The organism is Microbispora sp. CL1-1 (assembly GCF_012034195.1).
In the GTDB taxonomy this organism is placed as follows: Bacteria; Actinomycetota; Actinomycetes; order Streptosporangiales; family Streptosporangiaceae; genus Microbispora.
Genome location: NZ_JAATEK010000038.1, coordinates 13956 through 38573, shown reverse-complemented (window position 1 = coordinate 38573; position 24618 = coordinate 13956). Strand labels below are relative to the sequence as shown.

At 72.8% G+C, this 24618-nt stretch carries 19 protein-coding genes; 6 read left to right on the top strand and 13 right to left on the bottom strand.

Annotation, left to right across the window (positions count from 1 at the left end; all coding sequences use genetic code 11):
- Window positions 1–5: 5 nt before the first annotated feature.
- Both HCK04_RS31825 and HCK04_RS31820 read right to left on the bottom strand, forming a co-directional pair.
- A complete protein-coding gene (locus HCK04_RS31825; RefSeq protein ID WP_240972003.1) occupies window positions 6–2432 on the bottom strand; it encodes a serine/threonine-protein kinase in 2427 nt (808 codons plus the stop codon).
- A gap of 60 nt (window positions 2433–2492) precedes the next feature.
- Window positions 2493–3140, bottom strand: coding sequence for a pyridoxamine 5'-phosphate oxidase family protein (locus HCK04_RS31820; protein ID WP_142651073.1), 648 nt, complete (start codon window positions 3138–3140; stop codon window positions 2493–2495).
- Between the two features lie 68 nt (window positions 3141–3208).
- On the opposite strand from HCK04_RS31820, the gene HCK04_RS31815 reads away from it, so the two are divergent.
- The gene (locus tag HCK04_RS31815) at window positions 3209–4633 is read left to right on the top strand and encodes a PLP-dependent aminotransferase family protein (RefSeq protein WP_142651072.1); all 1425 of its coding nucleotides are present in this window, start codon (window positions 3209–3211) and stop codon (window positions 4631–4633) included.
- On the opposite strand, the gene HCK04_RS31810 is transcribed toward HCK04_RS31815, so the two are convergent.
- The 3 genes from HCK04_RS31810 to HCK04_RS31800 form a co-directional block, all read right to left on the bottom strand.
- Window positions 4611–5150 carry a hypothetical protein gene (locus HCK04_RS31810; protein ID WP_185949075.1) on the bottom strand — a complete coding sequence of 180 codons (540 nt, stop codon included), beginning with the start codon at window positions 5148–5150 and terminating at the stop codon, window positions 4611–4613. The genes HCK04_RS31815 and HCK04_RS31810 overlap by 23 nt on opposite strands.
- Window positions 5151–5347: 197 nt before the next feature.
- Complete coding sequence (locus HCK04_RS31805; RefSeq protein ID WP_142651070.1) at window positions 5348–7174, bottom strand: sigma-70 family RNA polymerase sigma factor; 1827 nt, start codon at window positions 7172–7174, stop codon at window positions 5348–5350.
- 134 nt (window positions 7175–7308) lie between these two features.
- On the bottom strand, window positions 7309–9066 hold the full coding sequence (locus HCK04_RS31800) for a substrate-binding and VWA domain-containing protein (RefSeq protein ID WP_142651069.1): 1758 nt from the start codon (window positions 9064–9066) through the stop codon (window positions 7309–7311).
- Window positions 9067–9207: 141 nt separating this feature from the next.
- Here HCK04_RS31800 and HCK04_RS31795 point away from each other — a divergent pair, with 141 nt between their 5' ends.
- Window positions 9208–10017 carry an RNA methyltransferase gene (locus HCK04_RS31795; RefSeq protein WP_142651068.1) on the top strand — a complete coding sequence of 270 codons (810 nt, stop codon included), beginning with the start codon at window positions 9208–9210 and terminating at the stop codon, window positions 10015–10017.
- On the opposite strand, the gene HCK04_RS31790 is transcribed toward HCK04_RS31795, so the two are convergent.
- The 5 genes from HCK04_RS31790 to HCK04_RS31770 form a co-directional block, all read right to left on the bottom strand.
- On the bottom strand, window positions 10004–10990 hold the full coding sequence (locus tag HCK04_RS31790; protein ID WP_142651067.1) for a D-alanyl-D-alanine carboxypeptidase family protein: 987 nt from the start codon (window positions 10988–10990) through the stop codon (window positions 10004–10006). The genes HCK04_RS31795 and HCK04_RS31790 overlap by 14 nt on opposite strands.
- Complete coding sequence (locus HCK04_RS31785) at window positions 10983–11519, bottom strand: VTT domain-containing protein (RefSeq protein WP_142651066.1); 537 nt, start codon at window positions 11517–11519, stop codon at window positions 10983–10985. The genes HCK04_RS31790 and HCK04_RS31785 overlap by 8 nt, the downstream gene beginning before the upstream one ends.
- Window positions 11520–11724: 205 nt before the next feature.
- Window positions 11725–15072, bottom strand: coding sequence for an AfsR/SARP family transcriptional regulator (locus HCK04_RS31780; RefSeq protein WP_142651065.1), 3348 nt, complete (start codon window positions 15070–15072; stop codon window positions 11725–11727).
- A 170-nt stretch (window positions 15073–15242) separates the two neighbouring features.
- Window positions 15243–16328, bottom strand: a complete 1086-nt coding sequence (locus HCK04_RS31775; RefSeq protein ID WP_142651064.1) for a lysylphosphatidylglycerol synthase domain-containing protein — start codon at window positions 16326–16328, stop codon at window positions 15243–15245.
- A gap of 89 nt (window positions 16329–16417) precedes the next feature.
- Window positions 16418–17227, bottom strand: coding sequence for a PIG-L family deacetylase (locus HCK04_RS31770; protein ID WP_142651063.1), 810 nt, complete (start codon window positions 17225–17227; stop codon window positions 16418–16420).
- 161 nt (window positions 17228–17388) lie between these two features.
- Here HCK04_RS31770 and HCK04_RS31765 point away from each other — a divergent pair, with 161 nt between their 5' ends.
- Window positions 17389–18558, top strand: a complete 1170-nt coding sequence (locus HCK04_RS31765) for a glycosyltransferase family 4 protein (RefSeq protein WP_142651062.1) — start codon at window positions 17389–17391, stop codon at window positions 18556–18558.
- 461 nt (window positions 18559–19019) lie between these two features.
- Here HCK04_RS31765 and cysS read toward each other — a convergent pair whose 3' ends face one another.
- Window positions 19020–20375: a cysteine--tRNA ligase gene (gene cysS, locus HCK04_RS31760; protein ID WP_142651061.1), complete on the bottom strand. Its 1356-nt coding sequence runs from the start codon at window positions 20373–20375 to the stop codon at window positions 19020–19022.
- A 126-nt stretch (window positions 20376–20501) separates the two neighbouring features.
- On the opposite strand from cysS, the gene HCK04_RS31755 reads away from it, so the two are divergent.
- Window positions 20502–21245 carry a DUF427 domain-containing protein gene (locus HCK04_RS31755; protein ID WP_142651060.1) on the top strand — a complete coding sequence of 248 codons (744 nt, stop codon included), beginning with the start codon at window positions 20502–20504 and terminating at the stop codon, window positions 21243–21245.
- Between the two features lie 15 nt (window positions 21246–21260).
- On the opposite strand, the gene HCK04_RS43875 is transcribed toward HCK04_RS31755, so the two are convergent.
- Window positions 21261–21383, bottom strand: a complete 123-nt coding sequence (locus HCK04_RS43875; protein ID WP_260617485.1) for a hypothetical protein — start codon at window positions 21381–21383, stop codon at window positions 21261–21263.
- Between the two features lie 140 nt (window positions 21384–21523).
- Complete coding sequence (locus HCK04_RS31750; protein ID WP_079315904.1) at window positions 21524–21811, bottom strand: hypothetical protein; 288 nt, start codon at window positions 21809–21811, stop codon at window positions 21524–21526.
- A 240-nt stretch (window positions 21812–22051) separates the two neighbouring features.
- On the opposite strand from HCK04_RS31750, the gene HCK04_RS31745 reads away from it, so the two are divergent.
- Entirely contained in the window at window positions 22052–23515 is a 1464-nt protein-coding gene (locus tag HCK04_RS31745; RefSeq protein ID WP_142651059.1) for an XRE family transcriptional regulator, read from the top strand.
- Window positions 23516–23522: 7 nt separating this feature from the next.
- Window positions 23523–24446 carry an aminoglycoside phosphotransferase family protein gene (locus tag HCK04_RS31740; RefSeq protein ID WP_142651058.1) on the top strand — a complete coding sequence of 308 codons (924 nt, stop codon included), beginning with the start codon at window positions 23523–23525 and terminating at the stop codon, window positions 24444–24446.
- Window positions 24447–24618: the final 172 nt, after the last annotated feature.

The following is a 24618-nucleotide window of genomic DNA, read 5'->3' as shown; positions in this document are numbered from 1 at the left end:
CGGTGCTATTTGATGCACGAATCCGTTTGCCGGGTGACCGTGGAGGCGCCGCCCGCCGCGGCCGGCGAGGTGGACGCGGTCACGCCGTAGGAGCCGCAGGGCCAGGTGGAGTAGGTGTACGTGGCCGTGACGGTGTAGGCGGTCTTTCCCGACAGGCTGAGGGTCCGGGTGGACACCGTGGAGCCGCCGGACGCCCAGGCGAGGTTCAGCCGCACCGCGGAGGTGTTTCCCGCGGTGACGGCGATGGTGGCCGTGGCCGTCGTCCCGCTGATGGTCAGGCTCTGCACACGCACCTGGCCGACGGAGGCGGGGCAGGTCACCGTGGCCGCACTCGTCGCCGTGCCGCCCGGGGCCGCGGGGTCGGTCGATGCCTCGAACGTGACCTTCTCGCCGCAGGGGCGGCGGGAGAAGGTGTGCGACAGCGTCCGCGTGTAGGTCGTCGCTCCGGACAGGCGGACCGTCTTCGTGCCGCCGCCCGCGGAGGGCGCGGAGAACCGCCCGGTGAGGTCGACCGGGCCGGTGCCGTCGGTGGTCACCGTGACGGTGGCCGTCACGGTCGCCGTCGCGGCCCCCGCAGCCCGGGCAAAGGACGCGGCAGAGGACACGACCGGTGCGCCGACCTTCACCGAGGTGACGGAGGTCGGGCACGCCGGCACCTTGGCCGTGGCGGTCCGGGTGCCGCCGGGCCAGGCGGGGCTGGTGGTCACGCTCATGCCCCAGGTGCCCGAGCAGACGCGGCCGAGACCGCCGGAGACGGTGCGCGTGTAGGTCGTCGCGCCGCTGAGGGTGAGCGTGCGGGTGGCGGTCACCGTGCCGTTCGCGGTGAAGCGCACGGTCAGGGTCACCTTGCCCGGCCCGCTCGTCCTGACGGTGACCGTGCCGGTGCCGGTGCCGGTCGCGCCGTGCGCACCCCTTCCTGTCCGGTACGACAGCCCGCCGACGTCCAGCTCGGCGACCGTCGTGAGCGAGGGCGAGGGCGAGGGCGAGGGCGAGGGGGAGGGGGAGGCCGAGGGCGAGGGGGATGGCGAGGGCGAGGGGGATGGCGAGGGCGAGGGCGTGGGGGACGCCGAGGGCGATGGCTTCACCGAGGGCGACGGCTTGGGGGAAGACACGGGAGACGGCATGGGGGACGGCATGGGAGATTCCGGATAGGTCACCACGGGTGTCTCCGACGGCGTCGCTTCGGGCGTCGCCTCCGATGTCGCCTCGGGCGTCTCGTCCGGCGTCCCCGTGGGCGTCTCGTCAGGTGTCTCGCTCGGTGTCGGGCTCGGGGTCGCGCTTGAGGTCTCCTCGGGGACGACCGGCGACGCGGACGCCGTGACGGGCACCGTGTTCCCCGCGTCCGTGCTCCCCGGGTCTGTGATCCGGGTGGCCGGCGACGTCGCGGCGGTGCGCGTCCCGGCCGAGCCGAGGGCGTACGCCCCGATGCCGCCGCCCGCGACCACCACCAGCGCGGCCCCGGCGGTGAGCAGGACGCCCTTGCTCCGCAGCGCCCGCAGTGACCGCAGCGTCGTGGTGAACAGCGAGGAGCCGGTCTCGGAGGGGCGCGTCGGGTTCAGCGGGAACGTCGCGGCGAGGGCGGCGGCGAGCGCGGCCAGCCTGCGACGGCCCCGCTCCTCCCAGTCCTGCCCGTACGCCGCCACGGCGGTCCGCTCCAGCTCGTAGACGAACGCGGCGGCGCTCGCCGGCCGCAGCGCGGGATCCTTCGCCATGCCGCGCGCGACCAGGGGCCGCAGCGGCTCGGGGACCTCCTCGACCGGCACGGGCGCCGTCTGGTGCATGTGCCGGAGGACGGAGTGCTCGGTCGCCCGGTACGGCCGGCGCCCGGTCAGGCACTCGAAGAAGACCGCGGTCGCGGCGTACACGTCGGACGCCGGCGAGGCGGCCGCGCCCGTCCACTGCTCGGGGGCCATGTACGGCGGGGTGCCGGCCGGGGAACCGGGGGCTCCTCCGGCCCGTACGGCGATGCCGAAGTCGGCGAGCTTGCTCGCCCCGTCGGTGGTGACCAGCACGTTCTCGGGCTTGTAGTCACGGTGGACGACGCCGGTCGCGTGCGCCGCGGCCAGGCCGAGCAGCGAGCCCTTGAGGACGGCGAGCGCGGCCTCGGCGCCCGTCGGGCCCTGCCTGCGCAGCAGCGCCCGGAGGGTGGGGCCGTCGACCAGTTCCATGACGATCGCGGCGCCCTGCTCGGTCTCCAGGTATTCGTAGAGCCGCACCACGTGGGGGTCGCTCAGCTCGACGAGCAGGCGGGCCTCCTCCCGGAAACGGACGACGAACGCCTCGTCCCGGCGCAGGTCCTCCGACAGATACTTGATCGCGACCGGAGCGCCGGAGCGCTCGTGGACGGCGAGGACGACGCGGCCCCCGCCTCCGGCGCCCAGTTCACGCGTGACCGTGTAACCGGGCACATTCCAGTGCTCGGCGGAACTCATGCGGCCTCCCTGGTCGATGAAAGGTCGGTCGCAGTTTCGGCGAAACCGCTTGCAAACCGCTTACAGCCGCGGCTGCCGGTTCCCGATGTGCGGGGGAACCGGGATGCCGGGTGTGAGGCGCGGGTCGGGCTCGGGTGCGCCCCACGCCACGGTGAGGGGCAGCACACCCGCCCAGACGGGCAGGTCGTAGTCCTCCTCGTCGTCTTTCGGCGGTCCCTGCCGGACCTTCACCGACGCCTCCTCCAAGGACAGGGCGACCACGGCCGTGGCGGCCGTCTCCTTGCGGCCCGGCGGACGCACGACGTCCCACTGCCCGGGGGCGAGCTGCTCGGTGATGGCCCGCAGACCGGTGAGCTGTTCCTCGGGGTCGTCCACCACCCGGGCGAGGCCATAGACCATGGCGGACCGGTAGTTCACGGAGTGGTGGAAGGCGGAGCGCGCCAGCACGATCCCGTCGAGGTGGGTCACGGTGACGCAGACCGGGCCGCCGAGCGCGGCGCGCAGCGAGGTCGCGCCGGTGGAGCCGTGCAGATAGAGGGTGTCGCCGATCCGTCCATATCCGGTGGGGATCACCATGGGCGACCCGTCGGCCACCACGCCGAGATGACAGATGAGCCCGGCGTCGAGGATCGCGTAGAGGTCGGCGCGGTCGGTGCGGGCGCGGTCTTTCGCCCGTCGAAGGGTGGTGCGGGAGGTTGGGGAGAGCATGTCCGTTAAGTTAGGCCGAAGTGGACCGGTGGAGGACGTCCACTTGCGGGCCATATGGGGAGACCACTTTGCGCGTGACCATAGACCTGCCGCTGGCCGTGGACCGCGAGTGCCCGGTGCCGCTCGCCGTCCAGGTGGCCGATCAGTTACGCGAGGCCATGCGCACCGGCCGGCTCAGGGCGGGGGAGCGGCTGCCGTCCACGCGGGCCCTCGCCGCCCTGCTCCGGGTCAGCAGGACCGTCGCGACCGACGCCTACCAGCAGTTGTACGCCGAGGGGTGGCTGGACGGGCGGCACGGCTCGGGCACCTACGTGGCCGACGAGGCGCTGCCGTACGAGAAGCCTGCCGAGAAACCGGCCGCCGAGAAGCCGGCCGAGAGGTCCGCCGAGAAGTCGGCCGAGGCCCGCCGGGCCGAGCGTCGCGAGCCGCCGCCCCCGGGGGTGGTGGACCTGCGGGCGGGACGGCCGTGGGTGTTCGGTTATGACACTGCGGCCTGGCGGCGGGCCTGGCGTTCGGCCGGCGAGCTCGCGCTGAACGCGTTCCCCGACCCCTACGGCCACCCGGAGCTGCGCGAGCTGCTGGCCGACCACCTGCGCAGGGCCAGGGCCGTGCCGGTGGGCGCGGGCAACGTCATGGTCACCAGGGGCACCGGCAACGGGCTCGACCTGATCGCGGCCACGCTGCTCGGACCGGGCACCCGGGCGGGCGTGGAGGAGCCCGGCTGGCGGGCCGCCCGGCGGATCTTCGCCTCCCGGGGCGCGGAGGTCGTGCCCTGCCCGGTGGACGAGCAGGGCGTGATCGTCGAGGCGCTCCCCGACGACCTGCGGGTGCTCTACACGACGCCCGCACACCAGTTCCCGCTCGGCGGCAGGCTGCCGATCCCGCGCAGGGAGAAGCTGCTCGCCTGGGCGCGCAGGACCGGCGCGATCGTCGTCGAGGACGACTACGACGCCGAGTTCCGCTACGACGTCGCGCCGCTGCCCGCGCTCTACGGGCTCGACCCCGGGCGGGTGGTGCTGCTCGGCACGCTGTCGAAGTCGCTCGGTCCCGACGTCGGGCTCGGCTGGCTGGTCGCCCCCGCCGGCCTGCTCGACGCCGTGGCCGAGCGCAGGACGCAGCTCGCCGACCGCACGTCGGGGCCGGTCCAGCGGGCCGTGACGACCCTGCTGGAACGCGGTGACCTCGACCGGCACCTGCGCAGGATGCGGCTGGAGTACGCCCGCAGGAGGGAGACCATCGTCGAGGTGCTCGGGCCGTACGTGCGAGGCGACACGGCCGGGCTCCACGTCATGGTCCCCCTGCCCGCCGAAGTGGTCCCCGGCCTGGTGCGGCGGGCCGGGGAACGCGGCGTGCTCCTGGACACGGCCGAACCCCACCACATCGGGCCGCCTCGGGTGCACGGCCTCGTGCTGGGCTACGGCTCGGCGTCCCGGGCCGACGTACGGCGCGGGTGCATGGTGATCAGGGAGCTCATACCTCCTGCAGAAGCCTGAGCTCGCTTCGGGGCACGGGGACCTCCAGGTTGGGCGCCTCCTCGCCGATGATGCGGGCGATGTCGATCGATCCCGGGTCGCCTTCCCTTGTGCCGGGCACCTGGGAGTGGCCGAAGTGGCCGCCCCGTGCCCACAGCCGTTTGCTGCGTTCGGCGGTCAGGGAGTGCGGATAGGGCAGTGGAGGGCCGGCCGGCCATCGGCGCGGCACCTCCCACGAGTCGAGCCAGGCCAGGATGTCGTCCAGGCCGTCGAGTTTGGTGTCGGTGAACGGTTCCCTCGCCGAGCCGATGACTTGGATCTGCACGCAGATCCGTCCGTTCCTGCCGCGGTCCGCGGCGAGCCCGCCGCCCGCCCTGGTGGGCGGGAGCAACTGGACGATCTCTCCGGTCACCGGATTCCACACCAGGTGGGAGGGCCGGTGGAGCTGGACCAGCCGCTGGGCGACGGACCTGGCGGAGACCCCTTGGGGGTCGGCGGGCCAGATGAACCAGACGGTCCTCGGGGCTCCTCCGAGCATTGATCCGGAGTCCCCGGGGGAGGGAAGTCGGCTTGCGCCGGGCAGCCATGCTTGGGCCACAATGCCCCCTCAAATCCTCGGTCGCGTCGTTTTTCCCCTTTCAAACTTCCGCTGACACCTCGCGAATCCTGATTGTTACTGGCGAGTGCCAAAGTTCCAACAAGGGTGTAACAAATGGTGATTGTGTGGCGGATGCGTCAGGTAGAGGGCGTGGCGGCGGCCTCGCCGGCCGCGGACGGGCCGTCACCCGTCTCGCCGGACCCGCCGGACTCGCCCGGCTCATCCGGTGGCTGGGAGGAGGAGCCGCCGCCGGGGGGACGCGTGGGGCGGGTGGGGGCCGTCGTGGGCTCGGAGCTCCGGTCGGGCAGCGGGTCGGTGTCACCGTTCCCCTCCCGGCCGTCCCAGGTCATCCGGCACGAGGGCCGGCCGGCCGAGGACGTGAAGGTCACGATCCCTTTGCCCGCGACGCCCGGATCGACGACGGAGAGCGTGACCCGGCCGCTCGCGCCCGCGCGGAGCCTGCCGTGCCGGGGTGAGACCGTGATCCCGCCCGAGGCGACGGCCGTCCACTCGATCACGGCGTTGCGGGCGGCCAGCGTGATCGACGCGCCCGTGGCCGTGCCCAGGTCTCCGGGGCACAGCGCCGTCAGTGCCGGCTCGGGCGTACGCCGCGTGGAGGGGGAAGACGGCCGCGACCGCCCCGAGGGTGCGGTGTGGGGTGGGGCGGTCGCGGCCGATTGGGGGGAGTCGTTCGGTGGGGGTGTCTCGTCTCCGGGGGCGGCGGGCGTCGCCTCCGGCGGGCCGTTCCCCTCCCGGCCCAGCACGGGCTCTTCGGACGCTTCGGGCTCCTCGGGCTGTCCCGGGTCCTGCGGGGCCGCCGTCGGGGAGACGCGTATCGCTTCGAGCCGCTCGGCCGGGGCCTGACCGGAGACCAGCGCGAGCCCGCCGGCCGCGCCGAACACGCAGACGGCGGCGAACATGACGGGGGCGGTCCGCAGCGGGCGGGAGCGGACCCGTCTGCGCTCGTTCCGCCCGGGTTCTGTTCGCGCGTGCCCCGTTTGGGAGTGCCCTGTTTGGGGGTGCCCTGTTTGGGGGTGCTCTGTTTGGGGGTGCCCTGTTCGGGAGTGTGCTGTGTGCGCGGGTTCTGTGCGCCGGTGTTCCGCCCGCCTGCCGGTGGTCGCGGGGAAACCGCGCTGGTCGAACGCGGCGGTGGCGACGTCGTCACGCCGGTCGGCGTGGAGCGCCGATTCGATCACCCGGCGGCGCAGCGACAGCGGCGGGAAGGCGACGGGGATCATGTCGAGCAGCCGCCCGGCCGACACGTGCCTGCCCCGGCCCTCGCGGCAGATCTCACAGCCCGCGATGTGCTTGCTCAGCCGCTTGCGCAGCGGAGCGGCGAGAGGGCCGTCCTGCCAGGCGGCGCCCACGCCGTGGTCGACCAGGGCCGACAGCTCCGGGCAGTGCGCCCGGCCGACCCTGGCCAGCACGAGGGCCGCGGCGGCGTTCTCCAGGTGGTCGCGGGCCCGGGTGAGCCGCGCCGACACCTGCCGGGAGGAGAGCCCGAGAACCGACCCGACCTCGGCCGCCGTCAGGCCGTGCCGTACGGCGAGCTGGAGCACCTCGCGCTCATGGTCGGCGATATCCCCGAGCGCCTCCCGCACCAGCGCGGCGAGCGGCGGGTCCGCGGACTCCGTCATCTCCATGACGGGCCCGGTGACCTGCGCCGCGCCCTTCCGGGTAGAACGGGTGGCGCTGTGGAACCGGGTCAGCGCGTACAGCCACGCCCGCAGCCGGGCCGGCTCCTTCAACCGGCCGGCGCAGCAGGACGCCGCCACGAGCGCGTCGTGCACCGCGCGCTCGGCCGTGTCGAGGTCGCGCACCAGCTCGTACGCGTAGTCGCTCAGCCGGTCGGCGTAGGCGTCGTACAGCGCGGCCGTGGCCTGGGCGTCCGCGCCGCCCCCGCGGCGCAGCGCCTCCAGCAGTCGGTGGTCGTCGGCTCGCCCGACGCCGGGCCATTCGGGCAACGAACATTCCTCCCCGTGTGACGGAACCTGGTCTCGCCGGTCCCCACACGAGTGGGACGCCGTCCCCTCTGGCGTCGTTTACGGGTCGCGGGGCCATGCCCAACGGGTATGACCTGCGAAAACAGCGACTGCTGTTACTGGAGTCTGCGGGCGATCCCCTTGAGGAAGATGTTCCGGATCTCCAGGATCGTCTGCGGGAAGTAGGCCGCGCCGCCGGTCGCCTTGGCGATGGAGGTCATCTGCGTGCGGTCCTCGTCCTTCTGGGTGTTGAACGAGATGATCAGGATGCTCACCGGCCGCTTGGGGTCGTAGGCGTCCTTCAGCTTGCGCAGGATCTCGGTGTTGGAGATGCCGCCGTTCGGGTCGTCGTTTCCGACGCCGTCGGTGAACAGCAGGATCGTGTTGACCTTGTCGGGCTCGTACTCCTTGGTCATCTTCTGGTACGCGGCCCACAGGGTGTCGTTCAGGCCGGTGTTGCCCGTGGGGATGGCCTTCGCCTGGCGCAGGGCCTTCATGATCACGTCGCGGCGGGTCACCCCGTTGATCTGCTGGGCCAGCGGCCCGATCTGCACGACGGGCTTCCAGTCGACGCCCGGGCCGCGGAGGTTGTCGGAGAAGGCCCAGATGCCGATCTCGGCCTTGTCGGGGAACAGCTTCAGGCCCTCGACGGTGAGGTCGGTGATCGCGCGCATCCGGCTGACGCCGCTCTTGTCGGCGGGCAGCGCCATGGTCCCGGAGATGTCGATGAGGGCGAGCAGCCGGGTGCCGAGCTTGATCTGCTGCCACGCCTGCGCGAGGCGGGTGACGGTCGCGGAGTCGGGCAGCGGGATCGCGGCCGGCTTCTTCGCGCTGACGCCGTTGTCGGGCTTCAGCAGGCTGCCGCCCTTGCCGTCCGGTGCACGGAAGCCGAAGTCCTGCACGGTCTTCCTGCCGCTGGGCGAGGTCACCTCGGTCGCGAGGGCCTGCGCGGCCTTGCGCGTCGCGGCGTCCTTCGTCGTGACGATGATCGGGTAGTCGAGGCTGATCGTGCCCTCGGCCGGATAGAGCGCGACCGCCGGGTTCGATGGGGTCGTCGTCGTGTTGTAGGACCACACGGCCTGCTCGGACGTCACGCCGACGGGGATGCGGGCCGCGGCCTTGGTCAGCGTGGCGAACATGCTGTCGGGGGTCGAGACGGTGGACTCCGACAACTGGCGCAGCACGCCGACGAGCGTCTCCTCGCTGCCGCCTCCCTGCTTGAGCACGGCGGCCCCGGCCAGCAGCGCGCCGAGACCGGCGGCGTTCTGCGTGGGGTCGAGCGCGAGCACGCGCACCTTCCGCGCCAGGCCGTCGGGGTTGGCGGCGTTGGCCGCGCTCATCAGGCCGGTCCAGCTCGGGCTGAAGGCCGACTGGAGCTTGTCCGCGCCGGTCTTGGACGCGGCCAGCACGACGGGGGTGCTCGCGGCGTACCCGGCGGGTTCGGGCGCGTTCTTGACGCCGCTCAGCCACAGGCTGGAGTCGGGGATCCACAGGTCGGGGTCGATCTTGCCGTTGGTGGGACCGGTGCCCGCCATCGCGTTGGCGACGTCGGACGAGTCGGCGGCCTTGACCGTGACGGCGACGCACCTGCCGTCGACGGTCCTGCCCGACTTGCCGAACTTCGTGGCGATCTTCTGGACGGCGGGCTCGATGTCGGGCGCGGCGACGACCGAGAGTTCGACCTTCTCTCCGGCGCAGCCCGGGCTCTTGTTCACCACCACGTAGGCGGCGACGCCGAGGAGGACGGCGAGGGCGACCGCTCCGGCCAGCGGGACGAACACCGTCCCCCGCCCGGCGCGCCGCCGTGGCGGCGGGGGCTCGTACCGGGGGTCGAAGCCGCCATCGAGTTCGTCTGTGCGGTGTCGTCCGCCCACGGTGCTCTCTCCGGATATCGACGGGCCGTAACAGGTTTACGGAACGATACTGGCAAAAGGCACATCTTGCGCCAGGGTGCACAGACTGGGTGTACGGAGCGGGTGTGCGGGAGCGTTCGGCCTGGCCGTACGCTGAGGGCCGTGGTCATCCCGGTGGAGGACGCGGCGGATCCGCGCCTGTCGGACTACGTCCGGCTGCGCGACGTCGATCTGCGCAAGAGCGTCGAGAGCGAGCGCGGGCTGTTCGTCGCCGAGGGCGAGAAGGTCATCAGGCGGGCGATCGGCGCGGGCCACCCGGTGCGTTCCGTGCTGACCACGGCCAAGTGGCTCGACGCGCTGGCCGACGTCGTCGGCGACGCCACCGTCTATGTGGTCTCCGACCGGGTGATGGAGGGCATCACCGGCTTCCAGGTGCATCGCGGCGCGCTCGCCGCGATGGAGCGCACCCCGCTTCCCTCGGTCGGCGAGCTCCTCGCGGACGCGGGGGCGAGGATCCTCGTGCTGGAGGACCTGGTCGACCACGGCAACGTGGGGGCGATCTTCCGCTGCGCGGCGGCGCTCGGCGTCGGCGGGATCGTGCTGTCGCCGCGCTGCGCCGACCCCCTCTATCGCCGCGCCGTCAAGGTGTCGATGGGGGCGGTGTTCGCCATCCCGTACGCCCGGATGACCGACTGGCACGGCGGCCTGGCGGAGCTCAGGGCGGCCGGTTTCCGCCTGCTCGCGCTCACGCCCGACCAGTCGGCCGTGCCGCTGGACAAGGCCCCGCTGTCCGGCCGGGTCGCGCTGATGCTCGGCTCGGAAGGCGACGGGCTGTCGTCCCACTGGCTGCACGAGGCCGACGAGCCCGTCTGCATCCCGATGAGCGCACGGGCGATGGACCTCGGCGTCGACTCCCTGAACGTGGTGGCCGCCGCGGCCATCGCCTGCCACGGCCTGCTCAGGAGAGAATGACCCCGGCCCCTTCCATGACCTCTCCGCCAGGCCCTCCCGCAGCCCCTCCGCCAGCCCCTTCAGCGACCCCTTCAGTGGCCCAGTCGAGCAGCCTGCGCGCCGTCGCGAACCTGGCCCTGTCGCTGCGCTCGCCCAGCACGACCCCGACGTACGTGCGCCCGTCGCGGACGGCGGCGAACGACAGGCAGTAGCCGGCCTGGTTGGTGAAGCCGGTCTTCAGCCCCACCGCGCCGTCGCGCAGCAGGTCGTTGGTGTTGCGCCACACGTGCACCCGGTGGTGGGCCGACTTCCCGACCACCCGCTTGGGCGTCTTGGCGACGGTCGCGATCACGGGGTCGCGCAGCACCGCGGCGGCCAGCGTCGCCTGGTCGCGGGCGGTGGAGTACGCCTTCGAGGGCAGCCCGTCGGGGTTGGCGTAGCGGGTGTCGCGCAGCCCGAGACGCCGGGCCGCGGCGTTCATCTTGGCGACGAACTTCGCCGTCCCCGGGCCGTACTTCTCGGCCAGGGCGTGCGCGGCGTCGGCTCCCGAGGGGAGCATGAGCCCGTAGAGCAGGTCGCGCACGGTGAGCCGCTCGCCCGCCCGCAGGCCCGCCGTCGTGGCCCCGCCGGCCACCGCGTGCCGTACGTCGGCCTGCTTGATGGTCACCACGTCGTCGAGGCGGGCCTGCCGCCGCACCACGTAGGCGGTCATGACCTTGGTCAGGCTCGCTATCGGCACCCGGCGCGTCTCGCGCTTGGCGAACTGGACCGTTCCCTGCGCTCCGTCCGCTCCGTCCGTGATGTCCACCAGGTAGGCCGCCCTGGCGGTGACCGACGGCTTCTCCGCGGCCTGAGCGGACCCTGTCTGAGCGGGCCCTGCCTGAGCGGGCCCTGCCTGAGCGGGCCCTGCCTGAGCGGGCGCCGCCGTGAGCCCTGTCGCGGCCCCCGCCGTGACGAGGGCGGCGGCCAGCGCGATGAGTACCCCGTTACGCATCCCGACATGATCGCACGGCCTCGGGCGCGGCGGGCGCGTCCCCGCCGCGGCCCCTCCTCCTGCGGCGCCGTACGAGGAGGGCGACGGCCACGGCGATGACGGCGACGACGGCGGCGGCCAGCACGGGGGAGCGGGCCGCCAGCGACAGCCAGGCCCACAGGAGCGAATAGAGGCCGAAGGAGGTCACCGGCACCCAGGTCAGGCAGCCGAGCGCGCTGGCCGTCACATACCAGCGGTAGTCCACCCGAAGAGCCCCCGCGACCCACGGCAGCGTGTGCCGCAGGCCGGGCACCCAGAAGCAGCCGTAGACGGCGAGCGCGCCCCACCGGCGCACGACGTTCTCCACGCGTTCGATCCGCTCCCGGCCGATCCTGCGGCCCACCCGGGAGCGGTAGAGCGCCTCGCCGAGCCGGCGGCCGACCCAGTAGTACACCTGGAACGCGCCGAAAAGGGCGACCGCGCCGACCGCGACGACCAGCCACAGAGGAAGGCCGAACACGGAGGCGGCCGTGGGGTCAGGGATCCTCACGTGCTCTCACCGCCGGTCATGGGGGCAGTCATCAGGCCAGCCTCACCTTAGCGTCCCGGCTCGCGCCGATTGCAAGCGAATGTCAACCGGCGATCAATTCGTCCTATGTACACCTGAGGGCACGAGAGGCGACGGGTTCGCGATGCGACAGGGGCCTTTGCGAACTTCGCCCCTCTGCTCCCTGCCCGCCCGCTCGCCCGCCCGCTCACCTGTTCGCGAGCGCCCCGCGGGCCTCGGCGACCCAGCGGGGCACGCCCACCCGCTCGGCCACGGCCAGCGCCTTCTCGTAGTGGTCGCGGGCCGGCAGGCCGAGCCGTACGGCGAGGTCGCCGAGCGTCTTCGCCACCGGCCACAGGGCGACCACACCGGTGCCGGCCCCGGCGATGCGGTCGCGGAACGGCGCGAGCTTCTCGTACGCCTCCCGCATCCGGCCCTCGTCGTCCAGCAGCATCCCGGCGAGGGCCCGCCAGATGAGCGCGAGCTCGTAGAGGAAGTCGGTGCGGACCGGTTCCCGGCTCGCGGCCACCACCTGTGCGTCCCTGATGTGCCCGGCCGAGGCGAGCGCCACGGCGTAGGCGTCGAGCGTCCACTTCGCGCCGCGCTGGTGCGCCTCGCCCAGCGGCTCGGCCATCTCGGCGGCCCGCCCGTCCACCAGGTGGAGGCAGAACGTGGCGATCAGCGGCAGGTCCTGGCGGCCTTCGAGCATGCCGGCCCGCGCGGTCAGCCGCGCCGCGTTGCGGTAGGCCCGCTCGGCCCCGGCGTAGTCACCGGTGATCATCAGCCGCTGCCCGGCGTACCACGCGCCGACCGCCGCCGGGGCGGGCAGGGCGTACTGCCGCCCGAGGCGCTCGGCCTGCGCGAGGTGCTCGTCGGCCTCGGCGAAGTCGCCCCGGGCCGCCGCGCACTCCAGCAACACGAGGTGCGCCAGCGTCTGCACCGCGATCTGGCCCGACTCGGCCCCGACCCGCAGCAGCTCACGGCCGATGGTCTCGCGCTCGTCCACCTGCGTCAGCGTGTAGGACTGCCGCAGCCGCCCGCTCAGCGCCATCGCCAGCAGCGCGGGGTCGCCGCTCGACCTGGCCAGCTCCTCGGCCTCCAGCGACGCCTGGTAGCCGCGCTCGGTGGCCGATCCCTCCAGCTCCAGGGCCAGCGTCGCGAGCAGGCTGGCCCGCAGCGACTGCTCGCCCTCCGGCAGCTCGACGAGCGCCTTCTCGGTGACGTCGACGATCTCCCAGGCCGTACGGGTGAAGTCGCGGGCGATGCCCTTGTGCGGCACCGCGAGCGCCGCCGCGACCCGGGCGGTCAGCTCCAGATCGCCGAGGGGCAGCGCGACCGACATCGCCTCACCCCGATGCGCACGGGCGGCGGTCATGTCCCCGCACAGCGCCAGCGCCCTGATCAGCCGCAGCTGCAGCTCCAGCCGGTCACGCGCCGGTCCCCGGCCCGCGTGAGCACGGTCGAAGGCGGCGATGGCCTGCTGCCAGAGCGTCGCGGCCTCCCGGTGGGCGAACCTGCGCTCGGCCTGCTCGGCCGCCAGACCGGCATACCGTACGGCCTTCGCGGCCGTCTCCACCGTGCCCGCCGCGTCGTAGTGGTGGGCCAGCGCCGCCACGTCGTTCGGGCTGCGCTGCTCGATCACCGAGGCGACCGCGGCGTGCAGCCGCGAACGGCGCAGCCGGGAGGCGTCCGAATAGATCGTGTCCCTGACCAGGTCGTGGTCGAACCTGAGCAGGCCGGGGCCCGGCTCGGTCACCAGCCCGGCGAGCAGGGCCGCCTCGACCGCGTCCACCACGGCGTCCTCGTCGCCCGAGACGTCGACCAGGACGTCCACGTCCACGTCGCGGCCGATCACGGCGGCCTGCAGCAACACCTGCTGGGCCCGCTCGGGCAGCCGGGCGATCCGCCGCCGCAGCACGTCGCGCACGCCCGACGGCACCTCGGAGATGTCGGCCTCGGCCTCGAACAGCCGGGCCGTCTCCTTGACGAAGAACGGGTTGCCCCCGGCCCGCTCGACGATCGTGCTGACGACCTCGTCGTCCACCTCGTGCACGCAGGTCGCCCGCACGAGCTCCGCGACCGCGGCGTCGTCGAGGCCGCCGAGCCCGACGCGTACGGGATCGAGCCGGGCCAGCGCGGCCAGCACGTCCTGCTGCTGGTCGTTCAGCTCGCCGTCGCGGCAGGTCACCACGACGAGCACGCGGCTGGCCGCGAGCAGGCTGGGCAGCGCGCGCAGCAGCGCGAGCGTCTGGTCGTCGGCCCAGTGCAGGTCTTCCAGGAGGATCAGCAGCGGGGCCTCGCGCGCCACGGCCGACAGGTAGCCGCCGACGGCCCGGTGCAGCCGGAAACTGCCCGCCGCCTCGTCGTCGGCGATGTCGGGGGCGGTGTCGTCGAGCAGCGGCGCCAGCAGCGCGGCGTACTCGCCCGCGCCCCTGCGCGCGACCAGGCCGCGCAGCACCTCGACCCAGGCCCAGCCGGGCGGGGTCGCCGTGCTGTCGGGGCAGCCTCCGGTCGCCCCGATCCAGCCGTCGCCCTCCAGGCGTTCGAACAGCCGCCGCACCAGCGTCGTCTTTCCCGCACCGGGGTCGCCGCTGACCACCGCGACGGTGAACCGGCCAGCCTGGGCGCGGGGCGCGGCGGCGGTGAGCGCGGCCAGCTCGGCGTCACGGCCCACGAACGGCTCGGGCTCCAGCGGCGGGGCGTCGCCGGTGGCGACCGGCCGGGGCGGCCAGGTCGCGGAGATCTCCACGGGCCGCCGGGGCGCGGGAAGCACGAGGTCGAGCCCGGGGTCCTGCGACAGGATGTCCGACTCCAGCTTCCGCAGCGCCGGCCCGGGGTCGATGCCCAGCTCGTCGGACAGGATCGTGCGGGCCCGGCGCAGCGCGGCGAGCGCGTCGCCCTGCCGCCCGCACCGGTAGAGCCCGAGCGCGAGCAGCCGCCAGCCCTCCTCACGCAGGGGGTGCTGGGTGGTCAGCGCCTCGAGGTCGGGCACGGTCTCGGCGTGCAGGCCCATGCGCAGCCCGGCGTCGGCGTGCCGCTCCCTGGCCACCAGGCGCAGCTCGCTGAGCCGCGCCACCTCAGCCTCCGCCCAGGGCTGATCGGCGAAGTCCGAGTAAGGCGTGCCCTCCCACAGCGCGAGCGCGGTGTCGAGCCGTGCCCGGGCGGCCTGGGGGCTGTCGTCCATCCGCTCCCCGGCCGAGCGGACCATCGCCTCGAAGCGCAGCGCGTCCACCTGCTCCGGCGCGGCGCGCAGGGCGTATCCCGACGCGACGGTCACGAGCAGGCGGTTGGGCCCGCCGCGCGGCCGGTTGGGCTCCAGCACGCGGCGCAGCCGGGAGATGTAGACCTGTAACCCCGACTGGGCGCCCTTCGCGGCGTCGTCGTCCCACAGGTCGAACAGCAGGGTGTCGACGGGCACGACCTGGCCGCGCGCCACGAGCAGGCGGGCCAGCACCGCGCGCTGCCGCAGCCCGCCGAGATCGAGCTCGTGGGTGCCGTCGTGCGCCCCCACCGGTCCGAGGACCCGGAACGTCACCGGGCTCGTCGGGGGGCTCATCGGGCGTTCCTCCGCTCTCGCACGTCGTGCCTGCCGGCCGCCGCTCGTCGTCCTGTCTCAGGCGTCACCGTATGCGCGCCCGCGAAGGGGCACAAGGCATTCACCAACCCGGACACCCTCACCTTCTCGCCCCGCGAGTGTAGGAGATCGGCAGGGTGACCCGCAGTTGATCAGCGGACCCGGGTGGGGTCCGGGGAGACGGCCGGTTCCGCCTCGGCGGAGGCGGCGCGGGCCTCACGCCTGCGCAGCAGGGACCAGCCGCCGAGCGCCAGCCCGCCCCAGGGGATCTCGATGGTGTAGGTCCAGAATCCGAACAGCACGGCGGCCGCGGTGGCCCCGCCCGCGGGCTGGCCGAACGCCCCGATCAGCAGCGTCGCGACGCCCCCCTCCATGATCCCCGCTCCGCTCGGCGTGACGAGGGCGGTGGTGAGGACGCGGCTGAGCGCGAAGACGGCGACGGTCTCGGCCGGCCCCGGGTAGGAGCCCGTGGCGACCAGGCAGGCGGCCATGATCAGGCACTGCAACGCGAGGAAGGCGACCATCCCGAGCGACAGGCCCGCCCACCGGCTGTGGATGATCTCGGCCGTGTCCCTGCGCAGCCGTTCGATGGCCGCCGACGCCGCGTGCTCCGCCGGGCGGAACCGCCGGGGCGCGAGCCGTACGATCCCGTCGAGGACGCGGCCGAGGACGGCGGCGGCGCGGTCCCAGTAGAGCGCCGTGGCGACGACGGCGACGAGCACGAGGATCGAGACGGCCCCGACCCAGCCCGCCTTGGCGACCGTGGGATTGGTGGCCTTGCCCGCCATGAGCAGGCACACGATCCCCACGGCGGGCAGGATGAACCGGAACAGCGAGTTCCAGATGCCGGTGACCAGCGTGTAGACGACGATCGGCCGGTTGGCGAAGCCCCAGCCGCGGGTCATGCCGAACGTCAGGGCCACGCCCGCCGCGCCGCCGAACGGCAGCAGGTTGCTGACCGCGCTGCCCGCCGCATTGAGCGTGAGCGCCTGCATGTGCGTGAGCCCGGGCAGCGCGGAGGTCATCACGAACGTGTACGCGTACAGGCTCGCCAGCCACAGGATCGTCATCAGCGCGATCGTCTGCCAGCCGAGGCCGCCGAACTCGTGGCCGATCTCCGTCCAGCTCACGGTGGCGCCGGTCAGGGTGTGCACGATCTGCGGGAGATAGATCACCAGTGCTGTGGCCAGCCCGAGCGACACCACGGACAGCGCGATCTGCAGCCACTTCCTGTTCACCCGCGTACGCCCCCAAGTCCGGTTGCCGGTCCCCTCCAGTCTGCCGGTCCCCGGAGGTGCCGGGCTCCTCCTGGGGGAGGAGTAAGCCCTTAAGGGATGTGCGGGCCGCCGTCGAAGGGGTGCCGCAGGCGGGTGCCGCGGGGCAGGCCGCGGCGCACGTACCACTCGGTGCCGAAGACGAACCGGTAGGCGGGCCCGGGGATCTTCAGCATCGCGCCCAGCGTGCGGTCGCCGTCGCCGCCGGTGGCCTGGGTGGCGTGGGCCGCCATCGCCGCCCGCTTGGCCTTGGCGTACTTGCGCACGTTGACGCGGTGGGTGATCGCGTCGCGGGGCGAGTAGGCCCGTTCGAAGCTCCGCACGTCGATCGCCGGGTAGAACCGGGAGGCCAGCCGCACACCCTTGAGCAGGAGGTCGCGGTCGACCGTCGCCTCCAGCACGATGGGCGTCCCGGCGATCTCGGCGGCCCGGCTGCCGACCCGGTAGACCTGCACGTGGTCGGGGTGGCCGTAGCCGCCGGCCGGGTCGTAGATCGTGAGCAGGTCGGCCGTCTCCTCCTTGAGCACCGAGGCCAGCCGCTGCGCCGCCTCCTCGACGTCGGCGTCGATGAACGCGTTGTCCGGCCGGTCGTCGGCCACGCCGCCGTCGATCGCCAGGCCGGAGTCGCCGTAGCCGAGCAGCACGACCCGGGCGCAGCCCAGGGCCGCCGCCGAGCGGTGCAGCTCGTCCATGCGGGTCCTGCCGAGCTCCTCGCCGTGCGGGAGGTCGGCGAGGCCGCGCTCACCGGCCGTCGCGACGACGAGCACCACGCGGTGCCCCTCGTTGGCCAGCATTGCCATGGTCCCGGCGGTCAGCAGCGCCTCGTCGTCGGGATGGGCGTGGAAGAACACCGCCGTCCTCATCGCGCCCCACGGAACGTCGTCATCGCGTGCTCCACTCGTCTGCGCCGCCGGTTCCGCCCATGATCCCACGTGGCCCGGGTCGCGTGACGTCGCCCTCCCCCTGAGCAGTCCGAATAGGCACGCGGTTTGATGGGCGTGGCGGGCTCTGTCAGGCTGACCCGGTGAGGATTCTTCACGTCAGCGACTGCTATCTGCCGCGGCTCGGGGGGATCGAGGTGCAGGTCGCCGACCTCGTCAGGGCTCAGCGCGAGGCGGGCCACACGGTCGAGGTGGTGACGGCGACGCCGGGGGAGCGGCTGCCGGGGGTGCACCGGGTGGTCGCGAACCTCCCGTTCGACCTGCCGGTCCATCCGCGCGGCACGGCCCACCTTCTCCGGATCATGAGGAGCGGCCGGTTCGACGTGGTACACGTCCACACGGGGGCCGTCTCGCCGTTCGCGTGGATGGGCGTGCAGGCGGCGGTCCGGGCCGGGCTGCCGGTGGTCGCGACCGTCCACAGCATGTGGGATCCGGTCACCCGCGGCGTCTACCGGGCGCTCCAGGCGGCCTTCGGGTGGCGGCGCTGGGGCCTGGTCCTCACCGCCGTCAGCGAGGCCGCCGCGCGGCCGATCCGCGCCGTGGCCGGGCCCCGCGTGCCCGTGCAGGTGGTGTCGAACGGCCTGGACGTGACCTCATGGCGGCCCGAGCCCGGCCCGTCACAGCCCGGCCCGGCGCAGTCCGGCCCGTCACAGTCCGGCTCGGCTCGGCTCGGTTCCGTACGGGACGGTGTGCAGGACGCCGGGGACGCGGCGGTGCACGTGGTGGCGGTCGGCAGGCTGGCGCCGCGCAAGCAGCCGTTGCGCCTGCTCAAGCTGCTGGAGACGGCCCGCGACAGGGTGCCGAGGGACATCGCGATGCGCGCGACGATCGTGGGCGACGGACCGGCCCGCGGGCGCATGGAGCGCTACCTGCGGGCGCGCCGGATGAGCTGGGTGTCGCTGCCGGGCAGGTACAGCCGGGAGCAGATCAAGGACCTGCTGGCCGTGGCCGACGTGTTCGTGGCCCCGGCGCCGCGCGAGTCGTTCGGCCTGGCCGCGCTGGAGGCCCGCGCGGCCGGCGTGCCGGTGGTCGCGCGGGCGCAGAGCGGCGTGGCCGACTTCGTCAGGCCGGGCAAGGAGGGCCTGCTGGGCCGCACGTTCGACGACCTCGTCGCCTCGGTCGTACGGCTGGCCCGCGACTCCGCCCTGCGCCGGTCGATCGCCGAGCACAACAGGGAGACGGAGCCGGTCCGGTGCTCCTGGCCCGCCGTGCTCGAGGGCTTCGCCCACTGCTACGAGCTGGCCGGACGCTGATCCGGAGCCATCGGGGTTAGTAGGGGAGGACCCTTCCCGAGGGGGTGCGCAGGTCGATCGGGGCGGGAACTCTCGGCGGCCGCGGTCGCGGCACGATCTGCACCTTCTTCATCGGGGCCCTCCTTTCGGCGGTGTCCGTCAGCTGGTGCCTTCATGATTCCCATGAATCGGCCGAGATTATCCTCCGGTCGCCAGTTCTTGTTCTTGTAACATTCGCCGCCCGGTCATCCGCGCGCCGCGGACGGCCCGGCGGCGGCCCGCGCGCCGGCCGGGTCCCGCGCCGGGTCCGCGTCACGTGTGCGCCGTGTGTGTACTGGGTCCGCGTCGCGTGTGCGCCGGGTCCGCGTCGCGTGTGCGTCGCGTGTGCGCCGCGTGTGTGCTTGGGCCCGCGCCGACGCCGCGTCGGCTGTGTGCCGGCTCTGTGCCGACGCCGCACGGACGCCGCGCCGTGCGATCAAGATCTATCTGATAAGCGCGGCGTGCTCGATTTGGTGGCGTTTAGCGAGCGCCCTCTCGATGTGCTGCTCCATGATCCGCGCACGTTCGTGATCTCCCTGCCGGGCGCTGGCGGCGGCGAGATTACGGACCACCCGGAGTACGGCCCCCGCCACTTCCTGCAGATGCGTTTCCCGATGCCAGGTATCGCTGAGCGGATCGAGGCCGAGCACATTCAGCATGGCCCGCACCGATCGGCATTTCCCGGCCGCCCGTTCGCGATCTCCGGACGCCAGCGCGGCGTTGCCTTCGGCCACCGCGCCGTGGACGGCCGCGAGGGCCTGCGGCACGTTCAGGTCGTTGTCCATGGCCTCGCTGAACTGCGGGGGAAGGGGCGCGGCGGCGTCGGAGGCCACCCGCAGCACGAACCTCTCGATCCGCCGGTAGGCCGCCGCCGCCTCGTCCAGGGCGTCGGGGCTGAATTCCACCGGCGACCGGTAATGGGCCGCCGCCAGGTAATAACGGAGTTCGGCCGGCCGCACCCGGTCGAGCAGGGCGGGGACGGCCAGCGGGTTGCGCTGGTGTTTACGTATCTTCTCGCCCCGGTGCGTCACCGGCCCGTTGTGCAGCCAGAATCGCGCGAACGAGTCCCCTGCGGCCCGTGACTGCGCCATTTCGTTTTCATGGTGCGGAAATATGAGATTTGCCCCGCCGCCGTGGATGTCGAATTCCGTGCCCAGATATCTGCGGGCCATCGCGGAACACTCCAGATGCCACCCCGGGCGCCCCTCGCCCCAGGGCGAGTTCCACACCGGCTCGCCGGGTTTGGCGCTCTTCCACAACGCGAAATCGCGTGGATCGCGTTTTCCGTGCTCGTTCTCCTCGGTCGCCCGCAGATGCCTCGCCTGCTGCCGGGAAAGGGATCCGTAATGCGGGTAGGTGCCGACCGAGAAATAGATGTTGCCGTCGGACTCGTACGCGTGCCCGGAGGCGACGAGCTGCTCGACCATCTCGATCATCTCCGGGATGTGCCCCGTCGCCCGCGGCTCCACGCTGGGCGGAAGGCAGCCCAGGGCGGTGTAGGTGCGGACGAAGGCGCGGTGGACGGGATCGGTGATCCGCCACCAGGGAACCCCCTCGGAAATGGCCCTGTGGATTATCTTGTCCTCGATGTCGGTGACGTTCCGGCAGAGCAGGACCTCATATCCGCTGTTTTTCAGCCAGCGGTGCAGGATGTCGAAATTCACCTGCGATCTGAGTTGCCCCACGTGCGGCGGAACGACGACGGTGGGACCGCAGAGATAAATCGACACAGTTCCGGGAATTCGGGGGACGAAATCGCGGACGGCGCGGCGATGCGTATCGTATAGGCGAAGACCCACCTAGCCGAGGGTAAGCGACTTATCCGCTCGCTGTCGATAGCGCGGAGCGACCCCGCGCCGCACACCGGGAAATGGCGATTGTGAGGCCGGGGAATAAGGACGATCCGCCCGCTGGTTGGTGCGGGCATGGAGCCGACGAAACGGGGCCGTGTCCGGGTGGAGACGACGGCCAAGCGCGTGCGCGTCTACGTCGAGGGCCGGGCGGTGGCCGACACCACCAGGGCCCTGCTGGTCTGGGAGGTTCCCTACTACCCGACGTACTACTTCCCGGCGGACGACGTCCGCATGGAGGAGCTGAAGGCCACCGGGGAGACGCGGCACTCGCCGAGCAGGGGCGACGCGGTGGTCCACGACGTGGCCGGCCGGGCGGGCGCCGCCCTCGTGTACGGGGACGACGCGCCGCTCGATCAGATCCGGGGCCACGTCCGCTTCGACTGGGACGCGATGGACAACTGGTTCGAGGAGGACGAGGAGGTCTTCGTCCACCCCCGCGACCCGTACACGCGGGTGGACATCCTGCCCAGCTCGCGCCACGTCCGGGTGGAGGTGGGCGGCGTGACCGTGGCCGACTCGCACAACCCGCGCATCCTGTTCGAGACCGGTCTGCCCCCGCGTTACTACCTGCCGAAGACCGATGTGCGGCTGGACCTGCTGCGCCCGTCCGAGACCGTGACGCACTGCCCGTACAAGGGCCGCGCGGTGTACTGGTCGGTCGGCGAGGAGGAGTCCGGCAGGGACCTCGTCTGGTCGTATCCCACGCCGCTCCCGGAGTCGCAGAAGATCGCCGGGCTCGTCGCCTTCTACGACGAGAAGGTGGACGTGTACGTCGACGGCGTTCTCCAGGACCGCCCGAAGTCGAAGTTCGCCTGACCGCCTCGCCACCGGTCAGCCGAGGTCCACCTCTCGTGGGGGGTCCTTGTGCCGGGGGAACTCGACGTCGTCGTCCCAGTCGGGGTCCGCGAGGAGGAAGCGGACGAAGCCGGGGGCGTCTTCGTGCCACTCGGTCACAGCGGTGCGCCTGTCCGGCCTGTCCGGCCTGTCCGGCCTGTCCTGACGGAACTGTAGGCGGCCGGCAGGCGGCGGTGCGGGCGATCCGGTGCTGTGGTCCGGATGGCCCAGCGGCGGATCAGCGGCGGATCAGCGGCGGATCAGCGGCGGATGACGTGGAGGACGCTGGCGATGCGCTCGGCGGCGGTGACCACGTCGGAGGCGTGCCCGATCCGGCCGGCCCACGACAGCCAGTACCACCACTCGCCGTCGCTGGCGTTGGACGCGAGCACGTCCTCGGCCATCGTGGGCTCCATGGGGTTGATGACGCGCAGACGTGGATAGAGACCGGCCGGCGCCGTCAGGCGCACCTGGAAGGAGTGGGCCTCGAGCTGCGCGGCGAGCCGCTCCAGGTGGTCCATCGCCTCGCTGCGGTCTACCGTCGTCATGGTCAGCCTCCGGGAACGTCAGGACCTATCACCGGAAAGGGTGAACCCGCAACGACCCACCGGCAATCGCGCCGATTCGCCGAAACCGTGCAACAACCAGGGAATTCGCCCGGTTTCCGTGGAACACCCGCGGGTTCGGGAACACGAAGGGATAACAGTCCCGGGGGGTTGGGTGCCTGCGTGTTTACCTTGGGGAAACAACCGTAAACGGGGACCGCTTCACCAGTGGAGGGCGTGCACATGGCCCGCGGAGAGCACTCACCCGCTTGCGCGCGTCGTTGGCGCGAACAGGCACAGGCACGGCAGTGGACGCTGTGGCAGACCGTCCAGGCGATCCACGGATGCTGCGGCGTCAGCCTGCTGAAGGCGCACCGGCTCGGCCGCGGATGGTCGGCCCGGCAGGCGATCGAGGAGCTGGAGCAGCTCTGCGAGCAGCAGAACCTCGGCCACCCGCGAGCGAGCATCGACCTGCTGAACGCCTGGGAGAACAACCGGGCCCGCCCGCGCCCCCAGACCATCGACCTGCTGGCCCGGCTCTACCGGGCCAACGCCGTACGGCTCGGCCTGGCCGCCGACTACTGCGAGGACACGGGCGGGCAGAAGATCGTCGTGGTGGGGCCGGGCCAGACCGGTGAGCAGACCCGCGCCGAGGACCCGGCCGCCGACGACGCGGAGCGCCGGGCGATGTTCCACCAGGCGATGCTCATGGGCACGCCGAGCGGCCGGTTCTTCGCGGAGATCGAGAGCCTGCGCCACGACCTCGACCGCACGCTGGCCGCGGGCACGGTGAGCGAGGACCAGCTCGACCGGCTCGACGAGCAGGTGCTGCGCTACCGCAGGGAGTACATGACGACCCCGCCGACGCCGATGCTCTGCCGGGTCATGCTGGAGATCTCCGACGTGCGCCGGCTGAGCGCGGTCCGCCAGCCGTCGTCGGTGCAGCGCCGCCTGCTCACCGCGACCACGATGCTCACCCTGCTCGCCGCCGACGCGCTGATGAAGCTGGGCGACACCCGCCAGGCCCACGCCTGGTACGGCACCGCCCGCGCCGCCTCCGACGACGTGGGCGACCTGCGGCTGCGGGCGCTCGTGCGGGCCCAGCAGACGATGCTCCTCTACTACTACGGCGACCTGAACGAGACCGTGCGGCTGGCCCGCGAGGCGCGGACGCTGGCCGGCTCGGCCCCCAGCTCGCCCGCGGCGCTGGCGGCGGCGGCCGAGGCCCGCGCGCTGGCCAGGATGGGCGACGGCAAGGCCGCCAGGACCGCGCTCGCCGAGGCGGAGCAGATCTTCGCCCGCATGCGCGGCATCAGCCAGGACGACCTGGCCTTCGTCTTCACGGAAAAGCGGATGAAGTTCTACCGCACCGGCACCCTGATCGAGCTGGGGGACGCCCAGCAGGTGCAGGGCATCGACGGGTTCCCCCCGGGCTTCCAGACCATCGACCCGGCGCTGATCCTGCTCGACCAGGCGAGCCACCTGGCCAGGAACGGCGACCACGAGGAGGCGTGCAGGATCGCCGCGGACGCGCTGCGCCAGGTGCCCGCCGAGCACCGCACCTCGATCGTCGTCACCCGGGCCAGGGCCCTGCTGGCGGACGCCGACCCCGCGCTGCCCGCCGTACGGCGCCTGCGACGGGTGCTGGCGGAGTCGACGCCCACACTCGCCATGAGCGGGCTGTACCCGGCGGCCGAGGGTGCCTGAAACCGCGATGAGGACGATGGAGCCGGCACCGCTGGCCGAGGAGGCGTTCGGGGTCCTGCGCGAGGTCTGCGCGAGCATCGGGGTGGACGCGCGCGGGGCGCGGCTCCTGCGGCTGCGCAGCAACGCGGTCTTCAAACTGCAGGGGGACGTGGCGGGCGGGGAGCTGGTGGTGCGGATCGCGACCGCGCCGGACGCGCTGACCCGGCTGCCGGTGGTCGTGGCGGTCGCCCGCTGGCTCGCCGACCGGGGCTTCCCGACGGTGCGGCCCGCCGACGAGATCGCCGACCAGCCGATCGTGCACGACGGCCGGGCGGTCACCTTCTGGCGTTACGTCCCCTCCCGCGGCCGCCCGACGACCCGGCAGCTCGGCCGGGTGCTGCGCAGCCTGCACCGCGAGCCGCTGCCGCCGGTGGGGCTGCGGACGCTCACCGACCCGCTCGCCGAGGTGCGGCACGCGGTGGAGCACCGGGCCGAGGTGCTCACCGCCACCCAGCGGTCGTGGCTGAGCGACCGCATCGAGGAGCTCACCGGGCGCTGGCACGACCTCGACACCGGCTCGCCGGTGCTGCTGCACGGCGACGCCTGGATCGACAACCTGCTGCGCTGCCAGGACGGGCACGTGGTGCTGTGCGACTGGGACGGCGTGGCAGTCGGCCCGCGCCAGTGGGACCTGGTGCACACCTATCACGGGCAGCGCCGCTTCGGCCTGTCGGCGGCCGACGTGGACGAGTTCGCCCGCGCGTACGGCTCGGACCTGCGGCTGTGGCCCGGCTACAGCACGCTGATGGAGGTGCGGGACATGTACGCCGTGGGCATCCATATCCGGAACGCCTCCGGCGACCCGTTCTCCCGGCAGGAGCTGCCCCGGCGGCTCGACTCGCTCACGCGCGGTGACGGGCACGCGCGCTGGTACATGGCGGCACCGGCATAGCCTCGGGTAATCGCGGGTACTCTCCGTACAGGCTGCGAGTGTCGCAGTAGACAATTCCTGAAAACATGGTTTGTAAAAAGCGCACCCGGGTTACATCCGGCGGCGGATATGCGCGCACTTCCAGCGTCCCACGCGGGTCGCGCGACGAATCCGCTGTGCAGCCTCGTGTTCC

Bases quoted from the DNA above. Each gene is read 5' to 3' on its own strand.
- HCK04_RS31825 (WP_240972003.1), bottom strand. From the start codon at position 2,432: ATGAGTTCCGCCGAGCACTGGAATGTGCCCGGTTACACGGTCACGCGT.
- HCK04_RS31820 (WP_142651073.1), bottom strand. From the start codon at position 3,140: ATGCTCTCCCCAACCTCCCGCACCACCCTTCGACGGGCGAAAGACCGC.
- HCK04_RS31810 (WP_185949075.1), bottom strand. From the start codon at position 5,150: ATGCTCGGAGGAGCCCCGAGGACCGTCTGGTTCATCTGGCCCGCCGAC.
- HCK04_RS31790 (WP_142651067.1), bottom strand. From the start codon at position 10,990: ATGCGTAACGGGGTACTCATCGCGCTGGCCGCCGCCCTCGTCACGGCG.
- HCK04_RS31780 (WP_142651065.1), bottom strand. From the start codon at position 15,072: ATGAGCCCCCCGACGAGCCCGGTGACGTTCCGGGTCCTCGGACCGGTG.
- HCK04_RS31770 (WP_142651063.1), bottom strand. From the start codon at position 17,227: ATGAGGACGGCGGTGTTCTTCCACGCCCATCCCGACGACGAGGCGCTG.
- HCK04_RS31755 (WP_142651060.1), top strand. From the start codon at position 20,502: ATGGAGCCGACGAAACGGGGCCGTGTCCGGGTGGAGACGACGGCCAAG.
- HCK04_RS31750 (WP_079315904.1), bottom strand. From the start codon at position 21,811: ATGACGACGGTAGACCGCAGCGAGGCGATGGACCACCTGGAGCGGCTC.
- HCK04_RS31745 (WP_142651059.1), top strand. From the start codon at position 22,052: ATGGCCCGCGGAGAGCACTCACCCGCTTGCGCGCGTCGTTGGCGCGAA.
- HCK04_RS31740 (WP_142651058.1), top strand. From the start codon at position 23,523: ATGAGGACGATGGAGCCGGCACCGCTGGCCGAGGAGGCGTTCGGGGTC.